The sequence below is a fragment of the Actinacidiphila oryziradicis genome (assembly GCF_005047355.1).
Lineage (GTDB): Bacteria > Actinomycetota > Actinomycetes > Streptomycetales > Streptomycetaceae > Actinacidiphila > Actinacidiphila oryziradicis.
In genome coordinates, this window is the sequence record NZ_SUMC01000006.1 from 43160 (window position 1) to 66886 (window position 23727).

The window sequence follows — 23727 nt, forward strand, 5'->3', positions numbered from 1 at the left end:
CCCGCACACCTACCCTCGGGAGACCTGCCATGTTCCGCGTCCGCAGACCGGCCCTGTCGGCGGCCACCGCCGCCACCCTGCTTCTCGCGCTCACTGCCTGCGGCGGTTCGGCCGGCGCCAAATCCTCGGCCTCCTCCGGAAGCTCGGACCTGTCCTCGGTCACCCTCGCCGTCGGGGACACCGGCTGGGCCCGCGCCCAGGCCGTACTGAAGCTGGCGGGCCTGGACAAGACGCCGTACAAGGTGAAGTGGAGCGTCTTCCAGGGCGGTGACCTGCAACTGCAGGCCGTACGGGCCGGCGCCCTCGACGTGGCCTCCTCCAGCGAGATCCCGCCGGTCTTCGCCGCCGCCGACGGCAACGCCAACTTCAAGGTGGTGGCCGTGCAGAAGGGCACCACCCTGCAGCAGGAGGTCGTCGCACCCAAGGGCTCGAAGATCACCAGCATGGCCCAGCTCAAGGGCAAGAAGGTCGGCTACGTCAAGAACACCACCGCCGAGTACTTCCTCTACGAGCTGCTGAAGCAGGCGGGTCTCAAGTGGTCCGACATCAAGGCCGTCCCGCTCCTCCCGGACGCCGGGCTCGCCGCCCTGAACGGCGGTTCCATCGACGCCCTCGCCTCCTACGGCAACTCGATCATCGCCGCACACGGGCAGGGCGCCACCACCATCGGCTCCGGCGCGGACATCCTCTCCGGCAACTTCAACTGGGAGGCCTCGGACAAGACCATCGCGAGCGCCGCCAAGCGCGCCGCCCTCGCCGACCTCCTCGCCCGGGTCAACAAGGGCTACGCGTACATCCGCAACGGCCACGAGACGGACTACGCCAAGGTGACCGCAACCACCACCCACCAGTCGGTGAGCGAGGCGCTCAGCCAGTACAAGGCGGGCGAGCAGCAGCGGCCGACCACGATCGGCCTCACCACCAAGGCCGCCATCGTCTCCGAGCAGCAGGTCGCCGACGCCTTCGATGCGCTCGGCGCGCTCCCCAAGCACCTGGACGTCTCCACTTTCTGGACCGACGTTCTCAACTCCGACCTCCGCAAGGCCCTCGCCTCATGACGACAACTCCCGTAGCGGTGAAGTTCCCCGTTCCCGACCTCAGGCGCCTCCCCGAGGTCACCAGCCAACTCGCCGCCACCGCCGAGACCTACGACCGCACCGCCGCCTTCCCCGCCGCCGGCATCCAGGCGGCCTACGACGCCGGGCTGCTCACCGCCACCGTCGGCAGCCAGTACGGCGGCCCCGGCCTGGGCATCAGCGACACCGCCCGAATCTTCGCCGCCCTCGGCGAAGGCGACCCGTCCACCGCCCTGATCGTCGCCATGACGCTCAACGTCCACAACATGCAGGGCCGCCGGCCGCACTGGCCCGACCGCCTCTACTCGGAGGTGCTGGCCCGCTCCGCCGTGGGTCCCGCGCTGCTCAACCACGCCCGCGTAGAGCCCGACCTGGGGTCCCCGGCCCGGGGCGGCCTCCCCGCCACCACCGCCCGCCGCACCGCGGACGGCTGGGCCATCAGCGGCGCCAAGCGCTTCGTCACCGGTTCGGAGGGCCTGGCCTGGTACCTGGTGTGGGCCACCACCGATGAGCCCGAACCCCGTGTCGGCACCTTCGCCGTCCCCGGCGACGCCCCCGGCATCGAGATCACCCGCCGCTGGGACCACCTCGGCCTGCGGGCCAGCGGCAGCCACGACATCGCGTTCCACGACGTCGAGATCCCCGCCGACAGCATCATCAACGTCGCGGCCCAAGGCCCCGCCGCCGAACAGGACAACCGCGCCGGCGCCCTGCTCCACCTCCCCCTCGCCGCCCTCTACCTCGGTGTCGCCCGGGCCGCCCAGCAGTATTTCCACCGCTTCGCCCACGAACGGGTGCCCGCCAACCTCGGCCACCCCGTCGCCCGCACCGAACGCTTCCGCCAGGCCGCCGGCGAGATCCAGCTCCTGCTCGACAGCGCCGACCAGCTCATTCACGGCGGCGCCCAGCGCGCCGACCTCGGCGACCCCACCTACGCCCCCGAGCAGGCCCTCGCCGCCAAGATCCTCGCGACCCGGCACGCCACCACCGCCGTCCAGACCGCCCTCCGCCTCCTCGGCAACCCCGGCCTCACCCGCGACAACCCCCTGGAGCGCCACTTCCGCGACATCCAGTGCGCCCCCGTCCACGCGCCCCAGGAGGACACCGCCCTGCTCGTCATCGGCACCTCCGCGCTCCGCGCGTGGGCGCAAGCCCAGGAGCCCGCGTGAGCATCACCCACCAGCCCACCGGACAAGCCACCGCCGCCGCCCGGCTCCTCGGCCTTCTCGCCCGCGACCTCGCCCCCGACCGCCTCACCACCGACCCGGCCGCCACCGCCCCGTACGCCACCGACCGCTCCGGCGCCCGCCCCGACGGCCAGCCCCTCGCCGTCGTCCACGCCGAACACCCCGACGACGTGAGGACCACCCTCCGGCACGCCCACGCCCTCCGTGTGCCGGTCGTCCCACGCGGCGCCGGCACCGGCCTCTCCGGCGCGGCCACCGCCCCCGAGGGCACCCTCGTCCTCGACCTCGCCCGGATGAACCGCATCGTCGAGCTCTCCCCGGACGACCAACTCGCCGTCGTGGAGCCCGGCGTCATCACCGCCGACCTCGACCGCGCCGCCGCCGCGCACGGCCTGCGCTACGCCCCCGACCCGGCCAGCGCCGCCATCTCCACCATCGGCGGCAACATCGCCACCAACGCGGGCGGTCTGCGCTGCGCCAAGTACGGTGTCACCCGCGACAGCGTCCTCGGCCTCGACGCCGTCCTCGCCGACGGCACCGTCATCCGCACCGGCCGGCGGACCGTCAAGGGCGTCACCGGCTACGACCTCACGGCCCTGCTCACCGGATCGGAGGGCACCCTCGCCGTCATCACCGCCGCGACCGTCCGGCTCCGCCCGATCCCCGTCGCGACCGCCACGCTGGCTGCCTACTTCTCCAGCTTCGCCGCCGCTGCCGCCGCCGCGACCGCCATCACCGCCGCCCGTATCGAGCCCGCCATGGCCGAACTCCTGGACGGGCCCGTCCTCGCCGCCATCGACGGGGCCCAGGATTCGAACCTGCGTGCCCGGGGCGCCGCGCTCCTCCTCGTCCAGTGCGACGGCGCGGGCGCGGCGGAAGAGGCCGCGCACGTCGCCCGGGTCCTGGAAGGCCGCGCCGCCTCCCTCGACATCACCGGCGACCCGGTCGAGGCCGAGGCTCTCCTCGCCGCCCGGCGCCTCGCTCTCCCCTCCCTCGAACGCCTCGGCCGCCCGCTCATCGAGGACATCGCCGTACCCCGCTCACAACTCGCTGAAGCGGTCCGCTCCATCGAAGCCATCTCCGCCGCCCACGGCGTCCCCGTCTTCACCCTCGCCCACGCAGCCGACGGCAACCTCCACCCCATCCTCGTCATCGACCCAGCCCTCCCCGACATCCCGGAAGCCGCCTGGGCCGCCGCCTCCGACATCTTCGCCACCGCTCTCCGCCTCGGTGGCACCCTCACCGGCGAGCACGGCGTCGGCACCCTCAAACGCCAGTGGCTCGCCGACGAACTGGGCCCCGACACCCTGGCGCTCCACCACCGCGTCAAGTCCGCCCTCGACCCGCACAACATCCTCAACCCCGGCAAGGCCATCTGAGCGGGCCGGTCAGGGCCGGTAGACCATTCCGGGCTCGGTCTTGGCCGGCGCCAGCAGCTGGGACACGGTGACGATGGTGTAGCCGCGCTTCTTCAGCCCGGCGATGATCGCCGACACCGCGGGCACGGTCCCGGAGGGGAACCTGAATATGTACCGGGCCTGTTCAGCCGGCCAGCGCCGCGGTGGGAACCCCCCGGTCCGCCAGCAACGTACGCAGCCCGCCGGCCGGATCTCCGCCGTAGGCCACGCCCGTGGCCTCGGAGTCGCTGATGCGCACAGTGGGGTGCCAGCCGTGCTCGGGAGGAAGCAGGTCGGCCAGGGCGTCACGAAACGCACGCTGGCGATGACGCCCGCCACCGCCGGGGAACAAGGGCGGGCAGGCCGCCGCGAATTTTCCACCGGGCTCACGTCCGGCCAGCGCCTGACAGCGGCCCGCCCATGCCTTGCGGTTGTAGCCCAGGGGCGTGGTTTCCGGGTAGTGGGCCAGGCTGATCGCTCTGGCGGTGGTGAAGTGCTGCCGTTCGTCGACTTCCAGCACCTGGTGACTGCCGTCGGCGTACGCCAGGACCACGTCCAGGCGCCGGCGTTCGCGCGGTGGGGAGAGTTCGGGCAGCTCAAGGTCGGTCAGGGCCGCGTAGATTCGGCTGATCGCCGACCACGCCCCTGCGCACTCGGCCTTGCCCGGGCGCAGCAGCCACTGCGGGCAACTCTCCGTCGCTACCTCGGCATCAACCACTTTCTGCAGGAGACGAGTGATCAACTCCTGCGGTCGTACTCCTGCCATGTCCGCCTCCAGCGATCAAGTTGTCCGTCGGGGCCAAACCCCAAGTAGAACAGGTCTTGTCCGCGGAGACGCTCCGGCCCGGCCGTACAACGCGTGGCGTATGCAACATCGGTGAACGGCCGGACTCCGCCTCAGCCGGCCGTCCCCGCCGACCGTCCGGCCAGGGATGTGACAGGGGGCGTCGAATGTTCCATGGGTGACGCGGCGTGGCGTGCGCGTTCATCGCTGACGGCCGCGCTCGGCCATGAGTTGGCGGCCGTAGCGGAGGCGGGGGCTGATCCGCCTGTGTTCTGGACCGGCTGCCGGACCTGGTCGGAGGGCGGGCTGATGGTGAGAGGCCTGGGGGACGGTGCGATGGTCGCCTCGCTCCAGGATTTCGCCTGGGGCTCCGCGGGCGGGGCCACGGCGGCGGGCGCGGGCACGGGAGGTGCGGTGGGGGTGGACCAGCTGCGCAGGGCGTGGACCGCGGCCTCGTCGAGGCTGACGGGACGGTGCCGCTGAGCCGCCAGGCGGCCGGCCTCCCGGCCCAGGGCGCCGAGGTCTTCCCAGCTCAGTCGGAGCACCAGTTGGACTCCTGCCGCGCCGTCGGGCAGGGCCTGCAGGGTGAAGCTGTTCTGATCGCTCATCGGGTGATCCTCACGGTAGCGGGCTGCGGCAGTGCTGGAACACGGCACGGGGCCGGGCGGGCTGCCAGGGTGCGCACAGTGGTACGGGGCCCGGAACGGATTCGTTCACCCGTATCGTCGTCTTTTCCCCCTACGAGTACGGGTCCGTAACCGGACCTGCTCCTCAGTCGTGCCGACGCCGTAAATGCTGGGTGTACAGACGCAGAGCGGATCACCGGCCCCGAAACCACCAGAAACGAGTGACGGCGTGCACACCTCTGCCCAGGCGCAGCCCCCGTAGTCCGGGCTCGGGTTCTCCATACGGCTGGTCCCCGAAGACCTCGCCGAATCCGGGCCCCGTCCCGCTCGATCATGTCGTTCCCGCGGTCGTCTCCCCGGAGGGCAGGTCGTCGCTGTATCCGCAGACCCAGGCGATGGCGTCGTGGACGCCGCGGATGTAGTCGCGCGGGACCGTCCGCAGACTCTGGTCCGCCAACTGCACCAGGGCGGCGTCCACCTCCGAGGTGAGCAGCACAGGTCGGGCGCGCCATGGGAGTCCGCGCCGGTGACCGGCGCGGCGGTGGCGCGCCCGAGCGCCCACACGTATCCGGTCAGGGCGCCGCGGGAGAACTGGGTCTGACTCTGCGCTGCCCCCGCCGAGGCTTCCAGTGCGCCGTACGCCTGCTCGACGTCGGCTCGCGGCCGCCCGCCGACCAAGTCGATTTCCTTCTGAGATGCTGTGGAATCCGTCATGTTGGGACGCCTAGCCGCGTTGCGGAAGAAAATACCTCTACGAGCCCGCAATTCCACCGGCTTCAGGGCCCGGCGCGGCATCTGCGCCGCCGGTCCAGTTCACGGTGCCCTTCCTTCCTGGCGGGCCGGGTGACGGCGCCGGTGTCACCGGGCCGAGAGTGTCGGGCAGCCCGCGTCGTGGCGTCAAGAGGCAAGGTCATTTGTGCGACGGGTCGTACAACGGCCTGTCCAGGAAACGCAGCGCGTTGCCCGACAGCAGCTTCGTCCGCTGGCTGCCGGTCAGGTGATCGGCGGCGCGGATCACCTGACCGGCCGGGCGTTCGCCGAGAGGGTACGGGTAGTCGCTGCCCAGGACCACCTGGTCCTCGCCGCACACGTCCACGAGCAGGCGCAGCGCGGCCGGGTCGAAGACCACCGAGTCGACGAAGAACCGGTTCATGTAGTGACTGGGCGGGTGTTCGGAGCGGCCGCGTACGATGTCGCCGCGCCGGTGCCAGGCGTTGTCGGCACGGCCGAGCCAGAACGGGAAGCTGCCTCCGCCGTGCGCGAAACACAGTCGCAGCGATTCGGGTACCCGGTCCAGGACGCCGCCGAGGATGAGGGCGAGCACCGACAGATGCGTCTCCGCGGGCATACCGGTCAGCCAGCGGGCCATCCAGCGGTCGAGCCGGGGCGAGGCCGGCATGTCCCAGGGATGGACGAAGACCGGTGCGCCGACCTGGGCGCAGTGCTGGAGGAAGGTGACGACGCCGGCGTCATCCAGATCGCGGTCGCCGACGTGGTTGCCGATCTCCACCCCGGCGTGGCCGGCCGCGAGGCAGCGGTCCAGCTCGGCGCAGGCGGCGTCCGGGTCCTGCAACGGCACCTGGCAGAAGGAGATGAGCCGGTCGCCTCCGTCCGCCACGCATTCCAGGGTCAGGTCATTGAAGATGCGGGCCATCTTGACCGCTTGGCCGGCGGGGCGCTCGTAGGAGAAGAAGACCGGGGTGGGGGAGACGACCTGGAGATCGACCCCGTCCTTGGCCATGTCGTCGAGCCGGGTCCGCGCGTCCCAGCACTCGGCCCCGACCGGACGGAACTCGCTCTCGCCGATCATGATCATGGCTTCGCGTTCGGAGTCGACCCGCAGCCAAGGCCAGTCCGAGCCGCCGCACGCGGCCGACAGATCGGGCCACCCCTTGGGGACGACGTGCGTGTGCACATCGATGACCGGGGTGGCCGGGGTGGCCGGGGCGGCCGGGGTGCCCATCAGCCCTTGCCCGGGTGGAGCGCGCCACAGGCGCCGCAGTCGCGGGCCGCCTCGTCGTTGTAGAACGCCTCGAAGACCGGCGGCAGGTCGCTGACGATGTCGCGTACCTGCAACTCCGCCTCGTGCAGCAGGTGCCCGCATTCCTGGCAGTACCACTGGAACTTCTCCAGGGTGCCCTCCTCCCGGACCCGCTCGAGGACGACCCCGATGGAACCGGGCTCGGGCCGCTGCGGTGAGTGCGGTGTGTTGCCCGGCAGGACCCACATCTCGCCCTCGCGGATGTGGACGGTGCCCGGCCCCTCCTCCGTCACCACATTGATGTGCATGTTGCCCTTGACCTGGTAGAAGAACTCCTCGTACGGGTCGACGTGGAAGTCCGTGCGCTGGTTCGGGCCGCCCACGACCATGACGATGAAGTCCGAGCCCGTGGGGAACATCTGCTTGTTGTTGACGGGTGGCTTGAGCAGGTGCTCGTTGGCGGCGAGCCAGCCGGGGAAACTGATCGGTTCTGCGGTCATCGTGTCGCTCCTTCCGATACGGGCAGTACGGCTACGGCCTGGATCTCGATCAGCAGGTGGGGGTGCGGAAGCTGGTGGACGGCCACGGTCGTGCGGGCGGGGCCCGACTCGTCGAAGTACTCGCCGTAGACCTCGTTGTAGCCGCCGAAGTCGTTCATGGTGGTGAGGTAGGCCGTGAGCGACACGACATCGGCGAGGCCGGCGCCGACCTCGTGCAGGATGTCGCGGATGTTCTCGATGACCGCCCGGGTCTGTACGCGGATGTCGAGGGCTGTGGTGCCCATGGCGTCGGCCTCGGCGCCCGCGATCGTGTTGTCGGGGCGGCGGCTGCTCGTGCCCGAGACGAAGGCGAAGCCGCCAGCGACCCTGACATGCGGGAAGCGGCCCCGCGTCGCCGCTTTGCCGGCGACGGTCCTCGCGCCCGTCTTCCTCGCGCCCGTCATGACATCTCCACGCAGACGTTGGTGAGTTCGGTGTAGAACGCGAGCGAGTGGACACCGCCCTCGCGGCCCACCCCCGATGCCTTCATCCCGCCGAACGGGGTGCGCAGGTCCCGCAGGAACCAGGTGTTGACCCAGACCAGACCCGCGTCCAGCGCCGCCCCCGCCCGGTGTGCCCGGCCCACATCCCGGGTCCACACGGTCGCCGCCAGGCCGTACGGGCTGTCGTTGGCACGAGCGAACGCCTCGTCCTCGTCGTCGAACGGGGCGATGTGGCAGACCGGGCCGAAGATCTCCTCCCGGTTGGTGCGGGCCTGCGGGCCGAGCCCGGTGAGTACCGTCGGCCGGATGTACGCGCCTTGGTCGCGGGCATCGCCGAAGACGGGCACACCGCCGCCGGCCAGGACGGTCGCGCCCTCGGCACGGGCCAGGTCGTAGTACCCGAGCACCTTCTCCCGGTGGCCGCGGGAGATCAGCGGCATGGTGCCGGTGGTCTCCTCGGCGGGCCAGCCGAACGGCAGCTCCCCGGCCCGCTTGGCGAGCCGCCGGGCGAACTCCTCGAAGAGCGGCCGCTGCACGTAGAGCCGCTCGGTGCACAGGCACACCTGGCCGCCGTTGGTGAAGGAGGAACGGACCGAGCCTTCCACCGCCGCATCGAGGTCGGCGTCGGCGAAGACCAGCCCCGCGTTCTTGCCGCCCAGCTCGAAGGAGACCGCCTTCACCCCGTCGGCGGCGGCCTTGGCGATGGCGCTGCCGGTGGCCGACTCACCGGTGAAGGTGATCGCGTCCACGCCGGGATGCCGGGTCAGGAACTCTCCGGCGGAGCCGGGGCCGAAGCCGTGCACGAGGTTGAACACCCCGTCGGGCACTCCTGCCTCCGCCATCACCTCGGCGAGCAGCGTCGCCGAGGACGGCGTCTCCTCCGACGGTTTGACGACAACGGTGTTGCCGCAGGCGAGAGCCGGGGCGACCTTCCAGGTGAGCAGCAGCAGCGGCAGGTTCCAGGGCACGATGACCGCGACCACGCCGACCGGTTTGCGAACCGCGTAGTTCAGCGCCCGGCCGCCGCCGGCGGTGGCCGTGGTGAAGGATTCCGTCGGCGCGCTGGTCACCATGTCGGCGAACGCCCGGAAGTTCGCGGCCCCGCGCGGCACGTCCAGCGTGCGGGCCTGGCCGACCGGCTTACCGGTGTCTCCCACCTCGGCGGCGACCATGTCGTCGAAGCGGCGTTCCAGGGCGTCGGCCACGCGGCGCAGCACGACCGCCCGCTCCTGCTCGCTCATCCGGCCCCAGGGGCCGCGCAGTGCGGTGCGGGCCGCCGATACGGCGGCGTCGACGGTGGCGGCGCCGGCCTCCGCGACTTCGGCGATGACCTCGCCGGTGACGGGGCTGGTCTTGGCGAACGTCTGCGTTCCGCCGGTGAAGGCGCCGCCGATGTAGTTGCGCAGTGCTCCGGGCCCTTCGGGGGCCGGCTGCCCGGCGAGCAGGTTCGGGTGCCACAGTGTGCTGCCGCTCATGCGTTTTCCTTTCCCCTGACTCTCCCCCAGCTACCTCCCCCGGCCTTCGGCCGGGAGGTGCCCCCAGGAGGTGCCCCCAGGAGGTGCCCCCATCTTCCCGAAACTGGGGGCTCCGCCCCCGGACCCGCCCCCGACGCCCTGCGGGCGTGGGGGGACCCCCAGGTCCTCGAACGCCGGACGGGCCGGGATGTCACCTGGTTGTGGGCAGGCGTTCCGCAAGGCGACGGGGGCACCTCCCATGCCCTTGAGGCCATGGGGGAGGGTGGGCACAACCCGGCCACCGGCCCGCACCCGCCCCACCGCGACCGCGGCCAACGCCGCCGCCACGCCCGCCAGGGCGAGCCGCTGCCGCCGTACCCGCCGCGCGACCCGCGCGTACGGCATCGTCGAGAAGGACACCAGCTCGTAGCGCGAGAGCCAAACCCCGGGCAACGCCCGTTCCAGCGCGTGCTCGGCCCGCCTGCCGAGCTGGAACCACGGCGAGGCGACCCGGTCCCGCATCTCCACGAAGTTGGCCAGCGCCATCCGCGCGATCGCCTCGGTGTTCTCCCGGCGCCGCTGCTCGAACAGGGGCAGCGCGAGCCGCCAGCTGTCGCCGGTCTCCGCCAGACACCGGTCGAGTTCGGCGACATCCTCGAACGCGCAGTTCGCACCCTGCCCGTAGAACGGCACGATCGCGTGCGCGGCGTCCCCTAGCAGCGCGACGGTGCCGTTCACCTGCCAGGGCCCGCAGCGCACGGTGCCGAGCCGGCCGACCGGGTTGCTCAGGTAGTCCTCGACCAGGGCGGGGGCGAGCGGTGGCAGGTCGGGATAGTGCTCGCGGAAGTGCCGTTCGACGGCGGCCGGGCTGGTGAGCGAGGCAAAGCCCGCCGGGCCGCCGGCCGGCCAGAACAGGGTGCAGGTGAAGGACCTGTCGGGGTTGGGCAGCGCGATCATCATCGATGTCCCGCGCGGCCAGATGTGCAGGGCGCCGGGGTCGAGGGCGAAATCCCCGTGCGCGGCCGGGATGGCCAGTTCCTTGTAGCCGTAGTCGAGGAAGTCCAGGTTCTCCTCCAGGACGCCTGCCGCGAGCAACTGGCCGCGTACGACGGACCCCGCGCCGTCCGCCCCGATGATCACCGGCGCGGTGACGCGTACCGTGCCCTCGGGTGTCTCGTGGCGCATCTCGCCGGTGTCCGGGTCGAGCCCGGTCAGCCGGTGGTTGAAGAAGATCTTCACGCCGGGGGCGGACTCGGCGGCGTCGAGCAGCGCGTCGTTGAGCGCGGCCCGGCTGATCGAGTTGATCGCCCGGTCGCCGTCCCTGCTGTACGGCTGGAAGTCCAGGGGGCCGGCCACGGGGTGGATCATGCGGCCGCGCATCGGCAGGGCGTCCGCCATGGCGCGTTCCTCCAGGTCGATCCGGCGCAGCGCGTCCAGGCCGCGTTCGGACAGCGCGAGGTTGATGGACCGGCCGCGCTCGGCGGCACCGGTGCGCGGGTCGGGCCTGCGCTCGTAGAGCGCGACCCGGTGGCCGCGGCGGGCGAGGAAGCAGGCCAGGAGGCAGCCGGCCAGACCGGCACCGACCACGGCGACCTCTTGTTCGTTCTCCGTCGTAGGGTCGGTCATGCGTCCTCCGCCACTTCCCGGGCCAGCGCGTCGGCGGCGCGCCAGCAGTCGTGGTACGTCGAGTACAGCGGTACGGGGGCGAGCCGGATGACGTCCGGCTCGCGGACGTCGGCGATGACGCCGTGCCGGTGGCGCAGCCGCCGCGCGATCTCACTCGCCCCCGCGACGCGCAGGGAGAGCTGGCAGCCGCGCTGCCGCGGATCGCGCGGGGTGATCGCGGTGACCGGCCGGGTGGTGGGGGTGATCCGGCCGAGCAGGGTCTCCAGATGGCCGGTGAGCCGGAGGCTGCGCTCGCGCAGCGTGTCCATCCCGGCCTTGTCGAACAGGTCGAGGGAAGTGCGTACCGGGGCCATCGAGAAGATCGGCGGGTTGGATATCTGCCATGCGTCGGCTGTGGCCGGGGGCCGGGAGACCGGGTCCATCAGGAAGCGGGTGGCGGGCTCGGTGCTCCACCAGCCCTCGAAGCGCGGGATACCCCGATCGCCGAGATGCCGTTCGTGGACGTACGCCCCGGCGAGGGCGCCGGGCCCGGAGTTGAGGTACTTGTACGAGCACCAGGCTGCGAAATCCACGCCCCAGTCGTGCAGCCGCAGCGGTACGTTCCCCACGGCGTGGGCGAGGTCCCAGCCGACGACCGCCCCCGCCGCCCGGCCCGCGGCCGTGATCGCGGGGATGTCCATGAACTGTCCCGTGAGGTAGTTGACACCGCCGAGCATGACGAGGGCGACGGTGTGCCCCTGGTCCGCCAGGAAGCCGGTGACGTCCTCGGCCCGGAGGACGTCCTCGCCGGGACGTGGCCGCAGCCGCACCACGGCCTGGTCCGGGTCGAGGCCGTGGAAGCGGGCCTGGCTGCGCACGGCGTAGCTGTCGGACGGGAAGGCACTGTCCTCGACGACGATCCGGACCCGCGCCCCGCGCGGCCGGTAGAACGACACCATCAGCAGGTGCAGATTGACCGTCAGGGAGTTCATGACGACGGTCTCGGCGGGCAGGGCGCCGACCAGGCGGGCGGCGGGTCCGGTGAGGAGTTCGTGGTAGGGCAGCCAGGGGCGGCGCCCCTCCAGGTGGCCTTCGACACCCAGGCGCGCCCAGTCGTCCAGGTCGTCGAGCAGTTCGCCACGGGTGGCCCTGGGCTGCAGGCCCAGGGAGTTGCCCGCGAAGTAGGCGGCCTCGGGATACCGGCCGCCGTCGGCGGGCGGGATGTGGAAGAGGTCACGGCTGCCCGGGTCGGCTCTGTCCAGCCGCCGCGCCTGCGCCTCTTCCGCGCCCGCTCCTTCGGTTGTCAGCGTGGTGGTCATCGCTTTCGGGCTCCCCTACATGAAGGTGCGGGCCGACCAGAGTTCGGGGAAGACCACCCGGGCCATACTGCGCTGGAGCCAGCCGAGGCCCTCGGAGCCGCCCGAGCCGGCCTTGGCTCCCATGGCCCGCTGCACGGACTTCAGGTGCTGGTAGCGCCAGTCACCGAACTGCTCGGCCACCTCGGTCAGCGCCTCGCCGAGGAGCCGCAGATGGTTGTCCGGTCCCGCGTCGCGGTAGATCTCCACCCAGGCGGCCTCGACCACGGGATGGGACCGGTGCTCTTCGGTGAAGTCCCGGTGGAGCAGATCGGCGGGGATGTCGTGGCCCTGCCGGGCCAGCAGGGCGATGACGTCGTCCCAGAGGCTGGGGGAGCGCAGTGCCCCGGCCAGCTCGGCGTGCACGTCGGGCTGCCGTCTGAACGGCCGGATGAGCGAGGCCGTCTTCAGGCCCAGCAGGAATTCCAGCTGCCGGTACATCGCGGACTGGAAGCCCGAGGCGTCGCCGAGCAGGTCGCGGAAGCGGTTGAAGTCGGCGGGCGTCATCCAGCGCAGCCCGTGCCATCCCGCGTTGAGCGCCTCGATGTGCAGCGCGGCCCTGCGCAGCGGAAGGAGTGTGCCCCAGACGTCGTCCTCGCGCAGCAGCCGCTGTACTTCGCGCAGCTCGTAGCGGGTGAGCCCGAAGTACAGCTCCATCACCTGGCTGATCATCAGGAAGGACATCTCGCCGGTGTCGTCGCTCAGCGTCTGCTGGAGGCTGTGCAGTGTGCTGGCGTGCACGTACCTGTCGTAAGGAACCCCCTCGGCGAACTCCAGGGTCGGCGTGCCCCCGCTTCCCTCGCTGTGCTCGGAGCGTTCTCGTTCGGACGACGGTCGCGCTGTCGGCCGGAGATCTGAGGCGTCCACCGGCTTCCCCTCTCCGTGGCCTTGCGGCTCTCTTCGGTCCTCCGTGTCGGCTGTGCATGCCGAGTCACTTCATGATTCCGTGGGAAGCCGGTGAGCGGAATGCCGGTCCGACGGTCCTGGAGTCCAATTGCCGTTGATCCCGGCGGTGTATGGCAGGATCGCCTTTCACTCGGAAGGTTTACATGGACGACATGGACTGGGAGCTGCTGGCGGAGCTCCAGGCGAATGCGCGGCTCTCCTTCAGCGAGCTGTCCCGCAGGGTGCATCTGTCGCCGCCCGCGGTGGCGGAGCGGGTGCGCCGTCTCGAGGAGTCGGGTGTGATCAGCGGCTACCACGCCCGGGTGGACCTGACGCGGGCGGGCTGGGTGGTCGTGGCGTTCATCCGGATGTCCTGCTACGGGGCGCGGTGTGTGCTGCGCGACCCGGCGGTGGCGCAGTGGCCGGAGGTGCGGGAGATTCACCGTGTCACCGGGGACGCGTGTTGTCTCCTGAAGGTCGCGGCCGGCTCCATGGCGGGTTTCGAGGCGGTAATCGACCGGCTCGCACCCTTCGGCCAGCCGTCCAGCACCATGGTCCTGTCCACACACCTGGGCTGGCGCCCGGTCACCGCGACCGACGCGCCGGCCGGCTCGTGAACCTCTGCTCGCGCTGTACGTCAGCCCGCTGACGCGAGCCTTCATGCGCCGGACACGGTCGGTTTGACATGTCGTGGGCCACGTCCTCCACGCGTGAGCCGTCCACGGGGCGGACCATGCGGTCGTGGTCACCAATGGCGCGTTCACCCGGGACGCCGGTGCCTGAGGAGACCGTCGTGGTGCACCGGGTGGACCGGGCCTGGCTCCGCGGCCTTGTTGGTCGCCGTCGTCCGGGTATCGGCTCTGTCCCGGCGCGACGGGGCAGGTGTACGACACTCCGGGAGCGAGCGGATCTGAAGTAGTTCAGATATCCTGGAGGCATGGCTGTCCAGACCTTCTCCTACAGTGTGTTCCTGCGGGGTCCCACGCAGGTCCTGCCCTCGCTCGACGACGCCGACGTGATACTTGAGCGTCGGGACGAGGAAAACCTCGTACTGATGCGGGCCGAGCGTTTCGAAGCGACGGCTGCCGGTCTCGGGATCGCCGCGCGCTCGCTCTCTGTCCTGGCTCGTCGGCACCCGGACTTGGCCGAGGAACTTCTCGCCGAAGAGCTGCCCTGGCTGCACTGGCTCCCCGAGACGGAGCGCACACAGTGTGTACGAGAGCTTCTGGCAGACCTGGTCGCGGGCGCGGACACGGGGCTCCTGCTCCCGTTCGCCCGCAACCTCGCATCCTGGCGGGCGACCGCCGAGGTCTGGACCGATCCCGAGCTGGCCCGTGACCTGCAGGGGCCGTTCCCCGGTGATGGCCCGGACCTTGCCCGACCACAAGAGGATGCCGGATGAGCGGCCGCGGGCAGGAGATCTCCCGGCCGCGTCCCTGGACCGTGCGCGCAGCCGACCGACAGGCCTTCAACGGCTGGCAACTGTTGCTGAATCAGGTACCGGAGAACCTGGACCGTGCTTGGGTCGCCATCACTGGCGAACCGCGCCACGTGGATCAGCGTCAACATCCCCTTAAGGGAGCTCTCGGGGTCGTAAAAGTGAGTGGTGCCGCACTTGAGCAGTGGCAGTATGAGATCACCGGAGGTGGCCGCGTCTGGGTACGCGATCGACGACGCGCGCCGTACTTTATGGATCACCCGCGCCGGTGCCGGGCATCCGAAGCAGACGGATACTCGCCGCCGGAGGTGAATCCGGCGAGGCACGGGGTCGACGGCGCAGGCCGGGGCGCCGCGCACCTCCTGTGTCGGTGAGGCCTGACACCATCGTCCCGAGACTCCAGCGACACCCAGCCACACCCTTCGCTCCGACGAACAGAACGATCATGGCAACCGCAGAGGGCCCGCGAAGCCAGTTCGCGGATTTCCCAACGGAGTCGTGAAACGCCCGGGGTTCCTCGCCAGATCACGCTGAAGCTCCTGGCCCCAGGACAGGAACCGCACACAGTCAGCGGGCGTGCGGGATGAGGGCGCGCTTGTCGGGCTTGCCGCCGGGGGCCGTGGGGACGGAGTGGATGACGGTGATCGTGGCCGGGACGGCGGCGGCGCCCAGGACGGCGGCCACGCGGGCGCGGAGGGCGTCGGGGTCGGGGATGTGGCCGAGTGTGCGGGGGACGACGAAGGCGTGGGCGGCCTCGCCGGTATGGTCGTCGGGGGCGCCGACCACATAGGCCTGGTCGACGTCGGGGTGGGCGGCGAGGGCCCGTTCGATGGGCCCGGCGTAGTGGACGATGGCGTTGACGATGATGACGTCCCGGGCGCGTCCGGTGAGGTGGAGGTAGCCGTCGCGGTCGAGGTGGCCGAGGTCTTGGGTGCGGACCCAGCCGTCGCGCAGGACATCGCGGGTCTGGTCCTCGTCCTGCCAGTAGCCCGCCATGGCGTAGTCGGTACGGGCCCAGATCTCGCCGGTCCGCCCGACGGGCAGTGGCCGGTTATCGTCGTCCCGGATCTCGATCCGTACGCCGTCGCAGGGGCGGCCGACGGAGTCGAGTGCCTTGTCGTCGGGGGCGAGCCGGGTGAGGACGCCGGTCTCGGTCTGGCCGTACGCCTGGTACACCACTGGGCCGAGGCGGTCGCGGGCCTCGGCGAGCCGGTGCGGTGCCAGCGGCGATCCGGCGACGGTGAGGGCGCGCAGGGTGCTGACGTCGATGTCGGTGCTGCGCAGTACGTCGAGCACCTGGTAGAGGCGGGGGACGGTCATGAGGCAGGCGGTGATGCCGTACCGCTCGAAGACTTGCGGGAACTCCAGGGGGAGGTCGGGGATGACAGCGGTACCGCCCCCGATCAGGCACAGCCCGAGGTTCTCGAAGATCACGGCGCTGGTCAGCGTCCCGAACAGCAGATAGCGCCGGTAGCCGGCCGCCAGCCGGCTGGTCTCCTCGGTCCAGCGGGCCGGCTGCCAGGACCAGTGGGCGGTCAGCGAACGGTAGGTCTGCGCACAGCCCTTGGGCGCTGCGGTGCTGCCGCTGGTCAGGTTGACTAGGGCGATGTCGTCCGGGCGGCCCCGTACGGTGAGTCCGGCGGGCTCCGGGTGCGGGTCCAGCAGATCGGTACGGAGACGGAGCACCGGGGTGCCGCCCGCGGCGGCCAGCAGGTCGGGCAGGGCGGTGGACTCATCGGCCAGTACGGCGTCCACGCCGAGGGACAGCACATGGGCCAGCTGGCCCAGGGGCAGCCCGGGACGCAGGCCGGTCACCCGGCACCCCAGGACATGGGCCGCGATCTGCGCCGCGAAGCCCTCCGGGGTAACTGCGGTGGTCACCGCGACGGACGACCCGCGGCCCAGGCCCGCCGCCCGCAGGCCCGCGGCGCACCGGCCGATCAGGGCCAGCACCTCACCGCGCGAGATCTCATGTGACCGGAATTCGAACGCGGGGGTGTCCTGATTGTCACGGAGCGAGTCGAGCAGTCGTTGCGGGAAAGGCGACTCGGCCGATATTTCCATTTCGTCTCCACTCTCGGTGAGCTCTCGGCGGGCCACCGGGGTCGCGTTCGAGCCACGCGGGAAATCCGGCGGGGTGCGTGTTTTATCGGCATCACGGTATCGCCCGATTCGGCGCCAGGCGCTCAGGGGCGATTGTGACGCACCTCACGTGATGACGGGGTGTCATACCGGTTGAAGAATCAAGTAGCGTTCAATTCTCCACTCGCAAGAGGGCAGGAGATTAAAAGTGCCGAGCGACGTACCAGACGTGTCGGGTATATCGGACGTTTCAATCGAATATCTTATCGTGGGGGCCGGCCCCGCTGGACTCCAGGCCGGATATTTCCTCGGCAGATCCGGCCGCAGCTATCTCGTCGTAGAATCGGGAAACGCGCCCGGAACCTTCTTCGCCACATTCCCCAGACATCGCAAACTGATATCGATCAACAAGGTCCACACCGGCTGGGACGATCCCGAACTCAAGCTGCGCACGGACTGGAACTCGCTGTTGTCCGAGGAGGGAGCCCCCCTCTTCACCGGCTACACCCCGCGTTACTTCCCGGGCGCCGACGACCTGGTCCGCTACCTCGCGGACTTCGCGGCCACCCACCGGCTGAACGTCCGGTACGACACCCGGATCACCGAAGTCACCCGCCCCGGTGACGACTTCGTCGCTCGTGACCAGCACGGGAACGTCTTCCGCGCCAAGCGGCTGATCATGGCGACCGGTGTGTCCAAGCCGTATGTGCCCGACATCGAGGGCGTCGGGACGGCGGAGCCCTACGGCTCGGTCTCGGTGGACCCGGCCGACTTCACCAACCAGCGGGTGCTGATCATCGGCCGCGGAAATTCCGCGTTCGAGACCGCGGACAATCTCATCGAGACGGCAGCGGTCATCCATGTCGCGGGTCCCGGGTCGATGCCCATGGCCTGGCAGACGCATTTCGTCGGCCACCTCCGCGCCGTCAACAACAACTTCCTCGACACATACCAGCTCAAATCCCAGAACGCACTGCTCGACGGTCACATCAAGCGGATCCGCCGACAGGAGGACTCCTCCTACCTGGTCGCGGTGAGCTTCTCCCGGGTGAACGACGTGGTCAAGGAAATACGATACGACCGGGTCATCCTGGCCACCGGATTCCGTTTCGACACCGAAATCTTCGCCGAGGAATGCCGCCCGGAACTGACGATCAACGACAGGTTCCCGGCGCAGACCGACGCCTGGGAGTCCACGAACGTCCCCGACCTGTATTTCGCCGGCACCATCACCCAGGTGCGCGACTTCAAGAAATCGACCAGCGGATTCATTCACGGATTCCGGTACGGAGTGCGGGCACTGCACCGCATTCTCGAACAGCGCTACCACGACCGCCCCTGGCCGGCCCGGGAGCTGCCCGCCACCGCCGAGGCCCTCACCGACGCCGTAATCGAACGCGTCAACCGCAGCTCGGCGCTCTGGCAGCAGTTCGGCTTCCTCGGCGACGCCATCGTCGTCGGCGAGGACGGCAGCGTCCGGTACCACGAGGAAGTCCCGGTCGAGCACCTGCACCGGGCGGTCGCGGAGGGCGCCTTCGGCAAGGCCGACAGCTACTTCACCGTCACGCTGGAGTACGGCGCCGACCACGACCAGGTGGACCCCTTCGACATCTCCGTGAACCGCCTCGCGCAGAACGACACCAGCGGTCTCGACACCCGCTATCTGCACCCGGTCGTACGCCGGTTCCGCAGCGGCGAAGCGGCGGGCGGACCGGTGGCCGAACACCACCTCACCGAGAACCTCGAAAACGAATGGAACAGGGAGGACGTCCACCGCTCCCCCCTGCTGCGGTTCCTGAGCGATCACCTCAACCCGGCCCCGGCGAGCCGGCCATGACCTCCGCCCTGTCCGCACTGCACGCCAGGGCCCGTGAACTCCTCGACCCTGTCCACTACGACTTCTTCGCAGGCGGCGCGGGCGACGAGATGGCACTGGGCGAGAACAGGGGGGCCTTCCGCCGGCTGGCGCTGCTGCCGAGGGTTTTGCGCGGTAACGAACCACGCGACACCGCCGTCACCCTGCTCGGCGACCGGGCCGCCACGCCGGTGATCGTCTCGCCCACCGCCTTCCACCGTCTCGCCCACCCCGACGGCGAACTCGCCACCGCCCGCGCCACCGCGGCGGCCGGCACAATCCTGATCGCCAGCATGGCATCGACAACGGCCGTCGGGGAGATCACCGCCGCCGCCCGGGAGATACACCCCGACGCGGCGGTCTGGTTCCAGCTCTACCTCCAGCCCGACCACGCCGTCACCACCGAACTGGTCCGCCGGGCCGAGAAGGCCGGCTGCACCGCCCTGGTGGTCACCGTGGACTCCCCGGTCTTCGGCCGCCGGGAACGCGACGAGCGCAACGACTTCCACGACCTGCCACCGGGACTCGCCGCCGAGAACATGCGCGACCTGCCCGGCGCACCGCCCGGCGGCACCCTCGACATCGCCATGTCACCCGCTCTGACCTGGCCCGACCTATGGCGGCTGCGCGACGCCACCGCCCTGCCCATCATCCTCAAGGGCGTCCTGCACCCCGAGGACGCCCGGATCGCCGTCGCCGAGGGAGTGGACGCCCTGATGGTGTCCAACCACGGCGGGCGCCAACTCGACGCCGCGCCCGCCACCATCGAGGCGCTGCCCCGCATCGCCGAGGCCGTCGCCGGTCGCGTACCCGTACTGCTGGACGGCGGCGTACGCCGGGGCTCCGACGCCGCGATCGCGCTGGCGCTCGGAGCCACCGCCGTCGGCGTCGGCCGACCGGTGCTCTGGGGCCTGGCGGCGGACGGCGAGGCAGGCGTAAGGCAAGTACTACAAGTGCTCGGCGCGGAGTTCGACCACGCACTGGCCCTGTGCGGCGCCCGCAGACCGGCCGACCTGACCCAGGACCTGGTAACGCCGAGGGGGGCCGTATGACCTCGTTGTGGGCAGGCGTTCCGCAGGGCGATGGGGGCACCTCCCATGCCCTCAAGGCTATGGGGGAGGGTGGGCACAACCCACCCACCGGCCCGCGCTGGACAACGAAAGCCCGGCTCGCCGCCGCCTGCCTGGCGCTGTCCACCCCGTACTGGCTCCCCCGTACCGTCGTCGCCCTGCGACAAAAAGCCTTCGCCGCGATCAACGGCGACGCAGGCGTACCCGTAGCCACCGACCACTTCGAGGAAACGTACGCCCACCCCGCCGCCACCGGCCGCAGCCGCGGCGCCGCCCTGTCCGACCTGTTCTGGTACTGGCTCGCCCCCGGCCCGGAGGTCCACCAGGAGCACCTGGAGCCGGGCCCGCGCTACGCCGAGGTGGCCCGCACCACCACGGCCGTCCTCGCCGGCACCAGCCAGGACCTGACGGCCGCCGCCGCCCGGTGCACCGGCTCGGTGCTCGACGAACTGGTCACCGGACGCGCCACCCTGGTCCGGTTGCGCGACCTGATGATGCCGGTCTGGGCGGAGTTCTTCTACGAACTCGTCTTCCAGGAGAAGTGCCCACCGCACGCCCGCCGGCTCATCACCGACAACGCCGACGACGTCGTGAGCGCGCTCAAGGGCACCCGCCTGCGGCACATGGGCAGACGCGACCGCCTGACCCGCTACCTCCTGCGCCGGATCACCGCCGGCCACGTACCGCACGAACTGCCGGGCGTCCTTTCCCCGCAGGAGCAGGCCTACTACCTCCAGGGCACCTTCTTCAACACCGCCGTGGTGCAGATGTCCGAGGCCATGGCGCACCTGCTGCTGGTGCTGGCCGAACACCGCGACGTACAGCGCCGGTTGGCAACCGCAGGCCCGGGGGACGACCGCTACCTGGACAACGTCCTGAACGAAACGCTGCGCCTGTACCCGCTGTTCGGCGTCGCGCACCGGATCGCCACCGACGACATCGCGCTCGGCGACGGCACGCGGTACCCGCGCGGATCCGTACTGCTCTTCAGCTACCCCGACTACCACGCCACCGGGTATAGCCACCCGAAGTCCTTCGACCCCGGACGATGGGACCGCCTCCACGCCAAGGACGCCCACCACATCCCGTTCGGCATCGCCGCCAACCGCCCCTGCCCCGCCTGGCGGCTGGCACCGCTGGTCATGCGCGCCGCCACCCGCGAGGTGCTGCGCCGCTTCACCCTGGAGTCGGCGGTCGCGCACACCCGGTCCCTCCCCAGCCGCGGCCCCTGCCTGCTCGTACGCCGTGCACAGTCGCTGCCCCGGCACGAAGTGGCCACCGTCCGGGCGTTCCTGCGGATCCGCGACCGCTGGGAGGACGTCTGGCGGGCCCCCGTCCAGCTGGGCTTCGGCACCTGGATGGTGCTGGACGCCCGCCGCCGGCGCATGGCCTCGGCCTACTTCGCCACCCACGACACCGAGGGCCGACCGCTGCCCGCCACCCCGCGCTGCCCGTACACCGGTTGACTACCTGGCCCCGAGCTGGTCCCCGAGTCGAAAGGCACATCCCCCCATGACCGCTACCGAACTCGGCCCCGTCTTCTTCCTCGCCGTCGCCGTCATCCTGCTTGTCTGCCGGCTCACCGGCTCGGCATTACGGGCCATCGGACAGCTGCCCGTGGTGGGCGAGATGGTCGCCGGGGTGGTGCTCGGCCCCTCCGTCCTCGGCGCGCTCTCGCCGTCGCTGGAGCATGCCGTCTTTCCGCAGGAGCTGCGGCCGGTGCTGTACGTCGTCGGGCAGATCGGCCTGGTGGTGTTCATGTTCCAGGCCGGATACGAGTTCCGTACCGACCGGATCCGGCAGGTCGCCGGACCGGCCGCCGCGATCTCCGGCGCCGGGATCCTGGCACCGCTCGCTCTGGGCGCCGGGCTCACCTGGGCCGCGCACGGCTCGATCGACATCTCCCCGGCGGGCACCTCGACGACGGTGTCCGCACTGTTCGTCGGGGTGACCCTGTCGGTGACCGCCTTCCCGATGATGGCCCGCATCATCACCGAACGCGGCCTGACCGGCAGCCGCTTCGGGTCCATCTCGCTCGCCTCCGGCGCCCTCGACGACGCCACCGCCTGGGTGCTGCTGGCCGGGGTGCTCAGCCTGGCCGGGGGCAGTGGCGGGCCGTTCGCACGCGCGCTGGGCGGCGCGGCGGCGATGGCGGTCGCCCTGATCCTGCTGCCCCGGGCGCGCGAGCGGGTCCAGGCCCTGGCCGAGCGGGTCTCCGCCGACCATCTGCTGCTGCTCACGGCGGGCATGCTGTTCCTGGCGTCCTGGTACACCGACCGCATCGGCCTCTACTCGGTCTTCGGTGCCTTCGCCCTGGGCGTATGCCTCCCGCGCTCGGCGCCGGTGGACCAGGCGGTCGAACGGTTCACCCCGTTCAGCCGGATCGTCCTCCTGCCGCTGTTCTTCACCTACTCCGGCCTCAACACCGATTTCGGCCTGCTGTCGGACCCCGCACTGCTGCTCTTCGCGGCCGCCTGTGTGGTCGCGGCCGTCATCGGCAAGCTCGGCGCCTGCTGGGCGGCCGCCCGGTTCATCGGCGAAACGCCCGAAGCCGCCCTCCGGGTGGGTACGTTGATGAACGCGCGCGGCTTGATGCAGCTCATCGCGATCAACATCGGCCTCGCGGCGGGCATCGTATCGACGCCCATGTTCACCGTACTGGTCCTCGTCGCCCTGGTGACCACCCTGATGACCACGCCCCTGCTGACGCTCTGGGACCGCCTCGACGCCAGGCGCTCCGCCGCGCCGCCCGCCACGGCGGCGCTGTCCCCCGCCTCGGCCACAGGCAGCGACTGACGCATCCGCCGGTGGCCGACCGGCATCAGTGGCCGCCGACCGGTCGCGCACAGCCGCCCTCCAGCCGCGCTCCCCTGCCGCTTTCAGCCAGTTGGAGGGTGACTGTGCGCTCGCCGCCGTATGTGGTGTGCGACCGGATCGAGGTGGGTGTCCGCAGTCCCGGGTTCTCCCGGAAGAGGCGGCGGAGTTCCGTGAACGGGCCACCGCGGACTGTCGCCGCGGCAACGGTGTCCAGCAACTCCGTCTCACTGCCGCTCAGCTCCTCGTACGGTGTCTCCACCAACCCCCAGCCGTCCCAAGGCAACGCCTCGACCCTGTTCAGCGCCGCCAGATCCCGCACGACATTGCCCTGGACGGCCCACATCCCCGTGAAGTTGATGACGCCCACCCCAAAGCTCTCACGATCGGCCCGTCCGGTCCGGCACGCCTGCCAGGCGTCGCCCGCCACGAGGAATCGGTCCCGGGGGACATCCGTCGGGTCAAAGGAGATCTTGTACGCCTCCATTGTCTCAGGGGCCAGCATCTGGGCATCGATGAGTTTCCACCCGGGGCCCGGCTGCCAGTACTCGGTCACCCAGTGGTCCTCATGAAAGCCCGGCACGAAGTACGTGGCAAAGCCGCACCGGATCCGGGCCGGCACGCCCGAGTTCCGTAACAGGGCGCACAGCAGCAACGCGAAGTCCCGGCAGGTCCCCGCGAATTGTTCCTGAGGGTGGCGCACGGCCGTGAGCGGCGCGTCGTTCATGGCACGGACGGCGTCGAGGATGTCGCAGACGTAGCGCGTCTCGGCTTCATTCCTCCGGTCCTCGGGGAGCCGATAGCCGAAGAGCTCTGTTTCCTCCCGGTGGATGAGGAGGCTCCGTACGATGGAGGCGAGTTCGCGTGGTTCGGTCGGAAGGCCCGCGAAGAATGAGCCGTCGCCCGGGGCGCTGAAAACGCTCTGGGCGCTGTGGAAGTCGAGCTCTTCCGCCCGGGGCGTCTGCTGACCGCTGACCATGGGTTCCCCTTTGTCCGCCGGCCTGCCAAATGCCGGAACAGGCCTCAGCCTGCCTGAATTTCCGGGGAATTGTCGATCGTCTCCCGACAGAAAACCGTCAGCCGACGCCCATGCCTGGGCGAAAACGGACCCTCTGCTTCCGTTGAGGCCGCTCTCG

The 23727-nt window shown here is 70.7% G+C and carries 21 protein-coding genes and 1 pseudogene; 9 read left to right on the top strand and 13 right to left on the bottom strand.

Features of this window, described 5'->3' with window-relative positions:
* The first annotated feature begins 29 nt into the window (after positions 1 to 29).
* From FCI23_RS08490 to FCI23_RS08500, 3 genes are read left to right on the top strand one after another with little or no spacing between them, the layout of a single operon-like run.
* Positions 30 to 1058 carry an ABC transporter substrate-binding protein gene (locus tag FCI23_RS08490; RefSeq protein ID WP_136722861.1) on the top strand — a complete coding sequence of 343 codons (1029 nt, stop codon included), beginning with the start codon at positions 30 to 32 and terminating at the stop codon, positions 1056 to 1058.
* A complete protein-coding gene (locus tag FCI23_RS08495) occupies positions 1055 to 2245 on the top strand; it encodes an acyl-CoA dehydrogenase family protein (RefSeq protein ID WP_136722862.1) in 1191 nt (396 codons plus the stop codon). Before FCI23_RS08490 ends, FCI23_RS08495 begins: the two co-directional genes overlap by 4 nt.
* 2 nt (positions 2246 to 2247) lie before the next feature.
* Positions 2248 to 3642 carry an FAD-binding oxidoreductase gene (locus FCI23_RS08500; protein ID WP_136723023.1) on the top strand — a complete coding sequence of 465 codons (1395 nt, stop codon included), beginning with the start codon at positions 2248 to 2250 and terminating at the stop codon, positions 3640 to 3642.
* A 9-nt stretch (positions 3643 to 3651) separates the two neighbouring features.
* On the opposite strand, the pseudogene FCI23_RS08505 reads toward FCI23_RS08500, so the two are convergent.
* The 11 genes and pseudogenes from FCI23_RS08505 to FCI23_RS08550 all read right to left on the bottom strand — a co-directional run.
* Positions 3652 to 3774 (bottom strand): annotated as a pseudogene (locus FCI23_RS08505) (polysaccharide deacetylase family protein); the annotation flags it as partial.
* A gap of 31 nt (positions 3775 to 3805) precedes the next feature.
* Complete coding sequence (locus tag FCI23_RS08510) at positions 3806 to 4426, bottom strand: hypothetical protein (RefSeq protein WP_136722863.1); 621 nt, start codon at positions 4424 to 4426, stop codon at positions 3806 to 3808.
* Between the two features lie 131 nt (positions 4427 to 4557).
* The gene (locus FCI23_RS08515; RefSeq protein ID WP_136722864.1) at positions 4558 to 5052 is read right to left on the bottom strand and encodes a hypothetical protein; all 495 of its coding nucleotides are present in this window, start codon (positions 5050 to 5052) and stop codon (positions 4558 to 4560) included.
* Between the two features lie 349 nt (positions 5053 to 5401).
* On the bottom strand, positions 5402 to 5566 hold the full coding sequence (locus tag FCI23_RS56230) for a hypothetical protein (RefSeq protein ID WP_169316721.1): 165 nt from the start codon (positions 5564 to 5566) through the stop codon (positions 5402 to 5404).
* Positions 5567 to 5980: 414 nt separating this feature from the next.
* The gene (locus tag FCI23_RS08520; protein ID WP_136722865.1) at positions 5981 to 7033 is read right to left on the bottom strand and encodes an amidohydrolase family protein; all 1053 of its coding nucleotides are present in this window, start codon (positions 7031 to 7033) and stop codon (positions 5981 to 5983) included.
* Entirely contained in the window at positions 7033 to 7551 is a 519-nt protein-coding gene (locus FCI23_RS08525; protein WP_136722866.1) for a 3-hydroxyanthranilate 3,4-dioxygenase, read from the bottom strand. Before FCI23_RS08525 ends, FCI23_RS08520 begins: the two co-directional genes overlap by 1 nt.
* Complete coding sequence (locus FCI23_RS08530; protein ID WP_136722867.1) at positions 7548 to 7994, bottom strand: RidA family protein; 447 nt, start codon at positions 7992 to 7994, stop codon at positions 7548 to 7550. The genes FCI23_RS08525 and FCI23_RS08530 overlap by 4 nt, the downstream gene beginning before the upstream one ends.
* Complete coding sequence (locus FCI23_RS08535; RefSeq protein WP_136722868.1) at positions 7991 to 9508, bottom strand: 2-hydroxymuconic semialdehyde dehydrogenase; 1518 nt, start codon at positions 9506 to 9508, stop codon at positions 7991 to 7993. Before FCI23_RS08535 ends, FCI23_RS08530 begins: the two co-directional genes overlap by 4 nt.
* 30 nt (positions 9509 to 9538) lie before the next feature.
* Positions 9539 to 11113 carry an FAD-dependent oxidoreductase gene (locus FCI23_RS08540; RefSeq protein ID WP_136722869.1) on the bottom strand — a complete coding sequence of 525 codons (1575 nt, stop codon included), beginning with the start codon at positions 11111 to 11113 and terminating at the stop codon, positions 9539 to 9541.
* Positions 11110 to 12411 (bottom strand): kynureninase, encoded by a 1302-nt coding sequence (kynU, locus tag FCI23_RS08545; protein WP_136722870.1) that lies wholly within the window; start codon positions 12409 to 12411, stop codon positions 11110 to 11112. The genes FCI23_RS08540 and kynU overlap by 4 nt, the downstream gene beginning before the upstream one ends.
* A gap of 15 nt (positions 12412 to 12426) precedes the next feature.
* On the bottom strand, positions 12427 to 13314 hold the full coding sequence (locus tag FCI23_RS08550) for a tryptophan 2,3-dioxygenase (RefSeq protein WP_136722871.1): 888 nt from the start codon (positions 13312 to 13314) through the stop codon (positions 12427 to 12429).
* Between the two features lie 182 nt (positions 13315 to 13496).
* On the opposite strand from FCI23_RS08550, the gene FCI23_RS08555 reads away from it, so the two are divergent.
* Both FCI23_RS08555 and FCI23_RS08565 read left to right on the top strand, forming a co-directional pair.
* Positions 13497 to 13949 carry an Lrp/AsnC family transcriptional regulator gene (locus tag FCI23_RS08555; RefSeq protein WP_136722872.1) on the top strand — a complete coding sequence of 151 codons (453 nt, stop codon included), beginning with the start codon at positions 13497 to 13499 and terminating at the stop codon, positions 13947 to 13949.
* A 320-nt stretch (positions 13950 to 14269) separates the two neighbouring features.
* Entirely contained in the window at positions 14270 to 14734 is a 465-nt protein-coding gene (locus tag FCI23_RS08565) for a hypothetical protein (protein WP_136722873.1), read from the top strand.
* A gap of 603 nt (positions 14735 to 15337) precedes the next feature.
* Here FCI23_RS08565 and FCI23_RS08570 read toward each other — a convergent pair.
* A complete protein-coding gene (locus tag FCI23_RS08570; protein ID WP_136722874.1) occupies positions 15338 to 16834 on the bottom strand; it encodes a class I adenylate-forming enzyme family protein in 1497 nt (498 codons plus the stop codon).
* 286 nt (positions 16835 to 17120) lie between these two features.
* Between FCI23_RS08570 and FCI23_RS08575 the strand changes: the two genes are divergently transcribed.
* The 4 genes from FCI23_RS08575 to FCI23_RS08590 are packed head-to-tail and all read left to right on the top strand — an operon-like array spanning position 17121 to position 22573.
* On the top strand, positions 17121 to 18689 hold the full coding sequence (locus tag FCI23_RS08575) for an NAD(P)-binding domain-containing protein (RefSeq protein ID WP_246143539.1): 1569 nt from the start codon (positions 17121 to 17123) through the stop codon (positions 18687 to 18689).
* Complete coding sequence (locus tag FCI23_RS08580; RefSeq protein WP_136722875.1) at positions 18686 to 19759, top strand: alpha-hydroxy acid oxidase; 1074 nt, start codon at positions 18686 to 18688, stop codon at positions 19757 to 19759. The genes FCI23_RS08575 and FCI23_RS08580 overlap by 4 nt, the downstream gene beginning before the upstream one ends.
* Positions 19760 to 19818: 59 nt before the next feature.
* The gene (locus FCI23_RS08585) at positions 19819 to 21243 is read left to right on the top strand and encodes a cytochrome P450 (RefSeq protein ID WP_136723025.1); all 1425 of its coding nucleotides are present in this window, start codon (positions 19819 to 19821) and stop codon (positions 21241 to 21243) included.
* Positions 21244 to 21289: 46 nt separating this feature from the next.
* Positions 21290 to 22573 carry a cation:proton antiporter gene (locus FCI23_RS08590; RefSeq protein WP_136722876.1) on the top strand — a complete coding sequence of 428 codons (1284 nt, stop codon included), beginning with the start codon at positions 21290 to 21292 and terminating at the stop codon, positions 22571 to 22573.
* A gap of 25 nt (positions 22574 to 22598) precedes the next feature.
* On the opposite strand, the gene FCI23_RS08595 is transcribed toward FCI23_RS08590, so the two are convergent.
* Complete coding sequence (locus FCI23_RS08595) at positions 22599 to 23570, bottom strand: transglutaminase-like domain-containing protein (protein ID WP_136722877.1); 972 nt, start codon at positions 23568 to 23570, stop codon at positions 22599 to 22601.
* Positions 23571 to 23727: the final 157 nt, after the last annotated feature.

Excerpts from the sequence above, each read along its gene's own strand:
- FCI23_RS08490 (WP_136722861.1), top strand. The coding sequence starts at position 30 with ATGTTCCGCGTCCGCAGACCGGCCCTGTCGGCGGCCACCGCCGCCACC.
- FCI23_RS08495 (WP_136722862.1), top strand. The coding sequence starts at position 1,055 with ATGACGACAACTCCCGTAGCGGTGAAGTTCCCCGTTCCCGACCTCAGG.
- FCI23_RS08510 (WP_136722863.1), bottom strand. The coding sequence starts at position 4,426 with ATGGCAGGAGTACGACCGCAGGAGTTGATCACTCGTCTCCTGCAGAAA.
- FCI23_RS08515 (WP_136722864.1), bottom strand. The coding sequence starts at position 5,052 with ATGAGCGATCAGAACAGCTTCACCCTGCAGGCCCTGCCCGACGGCGCG.
- FCI23_RS08520 (WP_136722865.1), bottom strand. The coding sequence starts at position 7,033 with ATGGGCACCCCGGCCGCCCCGGCCACCCCGGCCACCCCGGTCATCGAT.
- FCI23_RS08525 (WP_136722866.1), bottom strand. The coding sequence starts at position 7,551 with ATGACCGCAGAACCGATCAGTTTCCCCGGCTGGCTCGCCGCCAACGAG.
- FCI23_RS08530 (WP_136722867.1), bottom strand. The coding sequence starts at position 7,994 with ATGACGGGCGCGAGGAAGACGGGCGCGAGGACCGTCGCCGGCAAAGCG.
- FCI23_RS08535 (WP_136722868.1), bottom strand. The coding sequence starts at position 9,508 with ATGAGCGGCAGCACACTGTGGCACCCGAACCTGCTCGCCGGGCAGCCG.
- FCI23_RS08540 (WP_136722869.1), bottom strand. The coding sequence starts at position 11,113 with ATGACCGACCCTACGACGGAGAACGAACAAGAGGTCGCCGTGGTCGGT.
- kynU (WP_136722870.1), bottom strand. The coding sequence starts at position 12,411 with ATGACCACCACGCTGACAACCGAAGGAGCGGGCGCGGAAGAGGCGCAG.
- FCI23_RS08555 (WP_136722872.1), top strand. The coding sequence starts at position 13,497 with ATGGACGACATGGACTGGGAGCTGCTGGCGGAGCTCCAGGCGAATGCG.
- FCI23_RS08565 (WP_136722873.1), top strand. The coding sequence starts at position 14,270 with ATGGCTGTCCAGACCTTCTCCTACAGTGTGTTCCTGCGGGGTCCCACG.
- FCI23_RS08570 (WP_136722874.1), bottom strand. The coding sequence starts at position 16,834 with ATGGAAATATCGGCCGAGTCGCCTTTCCCGCAACGACTGCTCGACTCG.
- FCI23_RS08580 (WP_136722875.1), top strand. The coding sequence starts at position 18,686 with ATGACCTCCGCCCTGTCCGCACTGCACGCCAGGGCCCGTGAACTCCTC.
- FCI23_RS08585 (WP_136723025.1), top strand. The coding sequence starts at position 19,819 with ATGGGGGAGGGTGGGCACAACCCACCCACCGGCCCGCGCTGGACAACG.
- FCI23_RS08590 (WP_136722876.1), top strand. The coding sequence starts at position 21,290 with ATGACCGCTACCGAACTCGGCCCCGTCTTCTTCCTCGCCGTCGCCGTC.
- FCI23_RS08595 (WP_136722877.1), bottom strand. The coding sequence starts at position 23,570 with ATGGTCAGCGGTCAGCAGACGCCCCGGGCGGAAGAGCTCGACTTCCAC.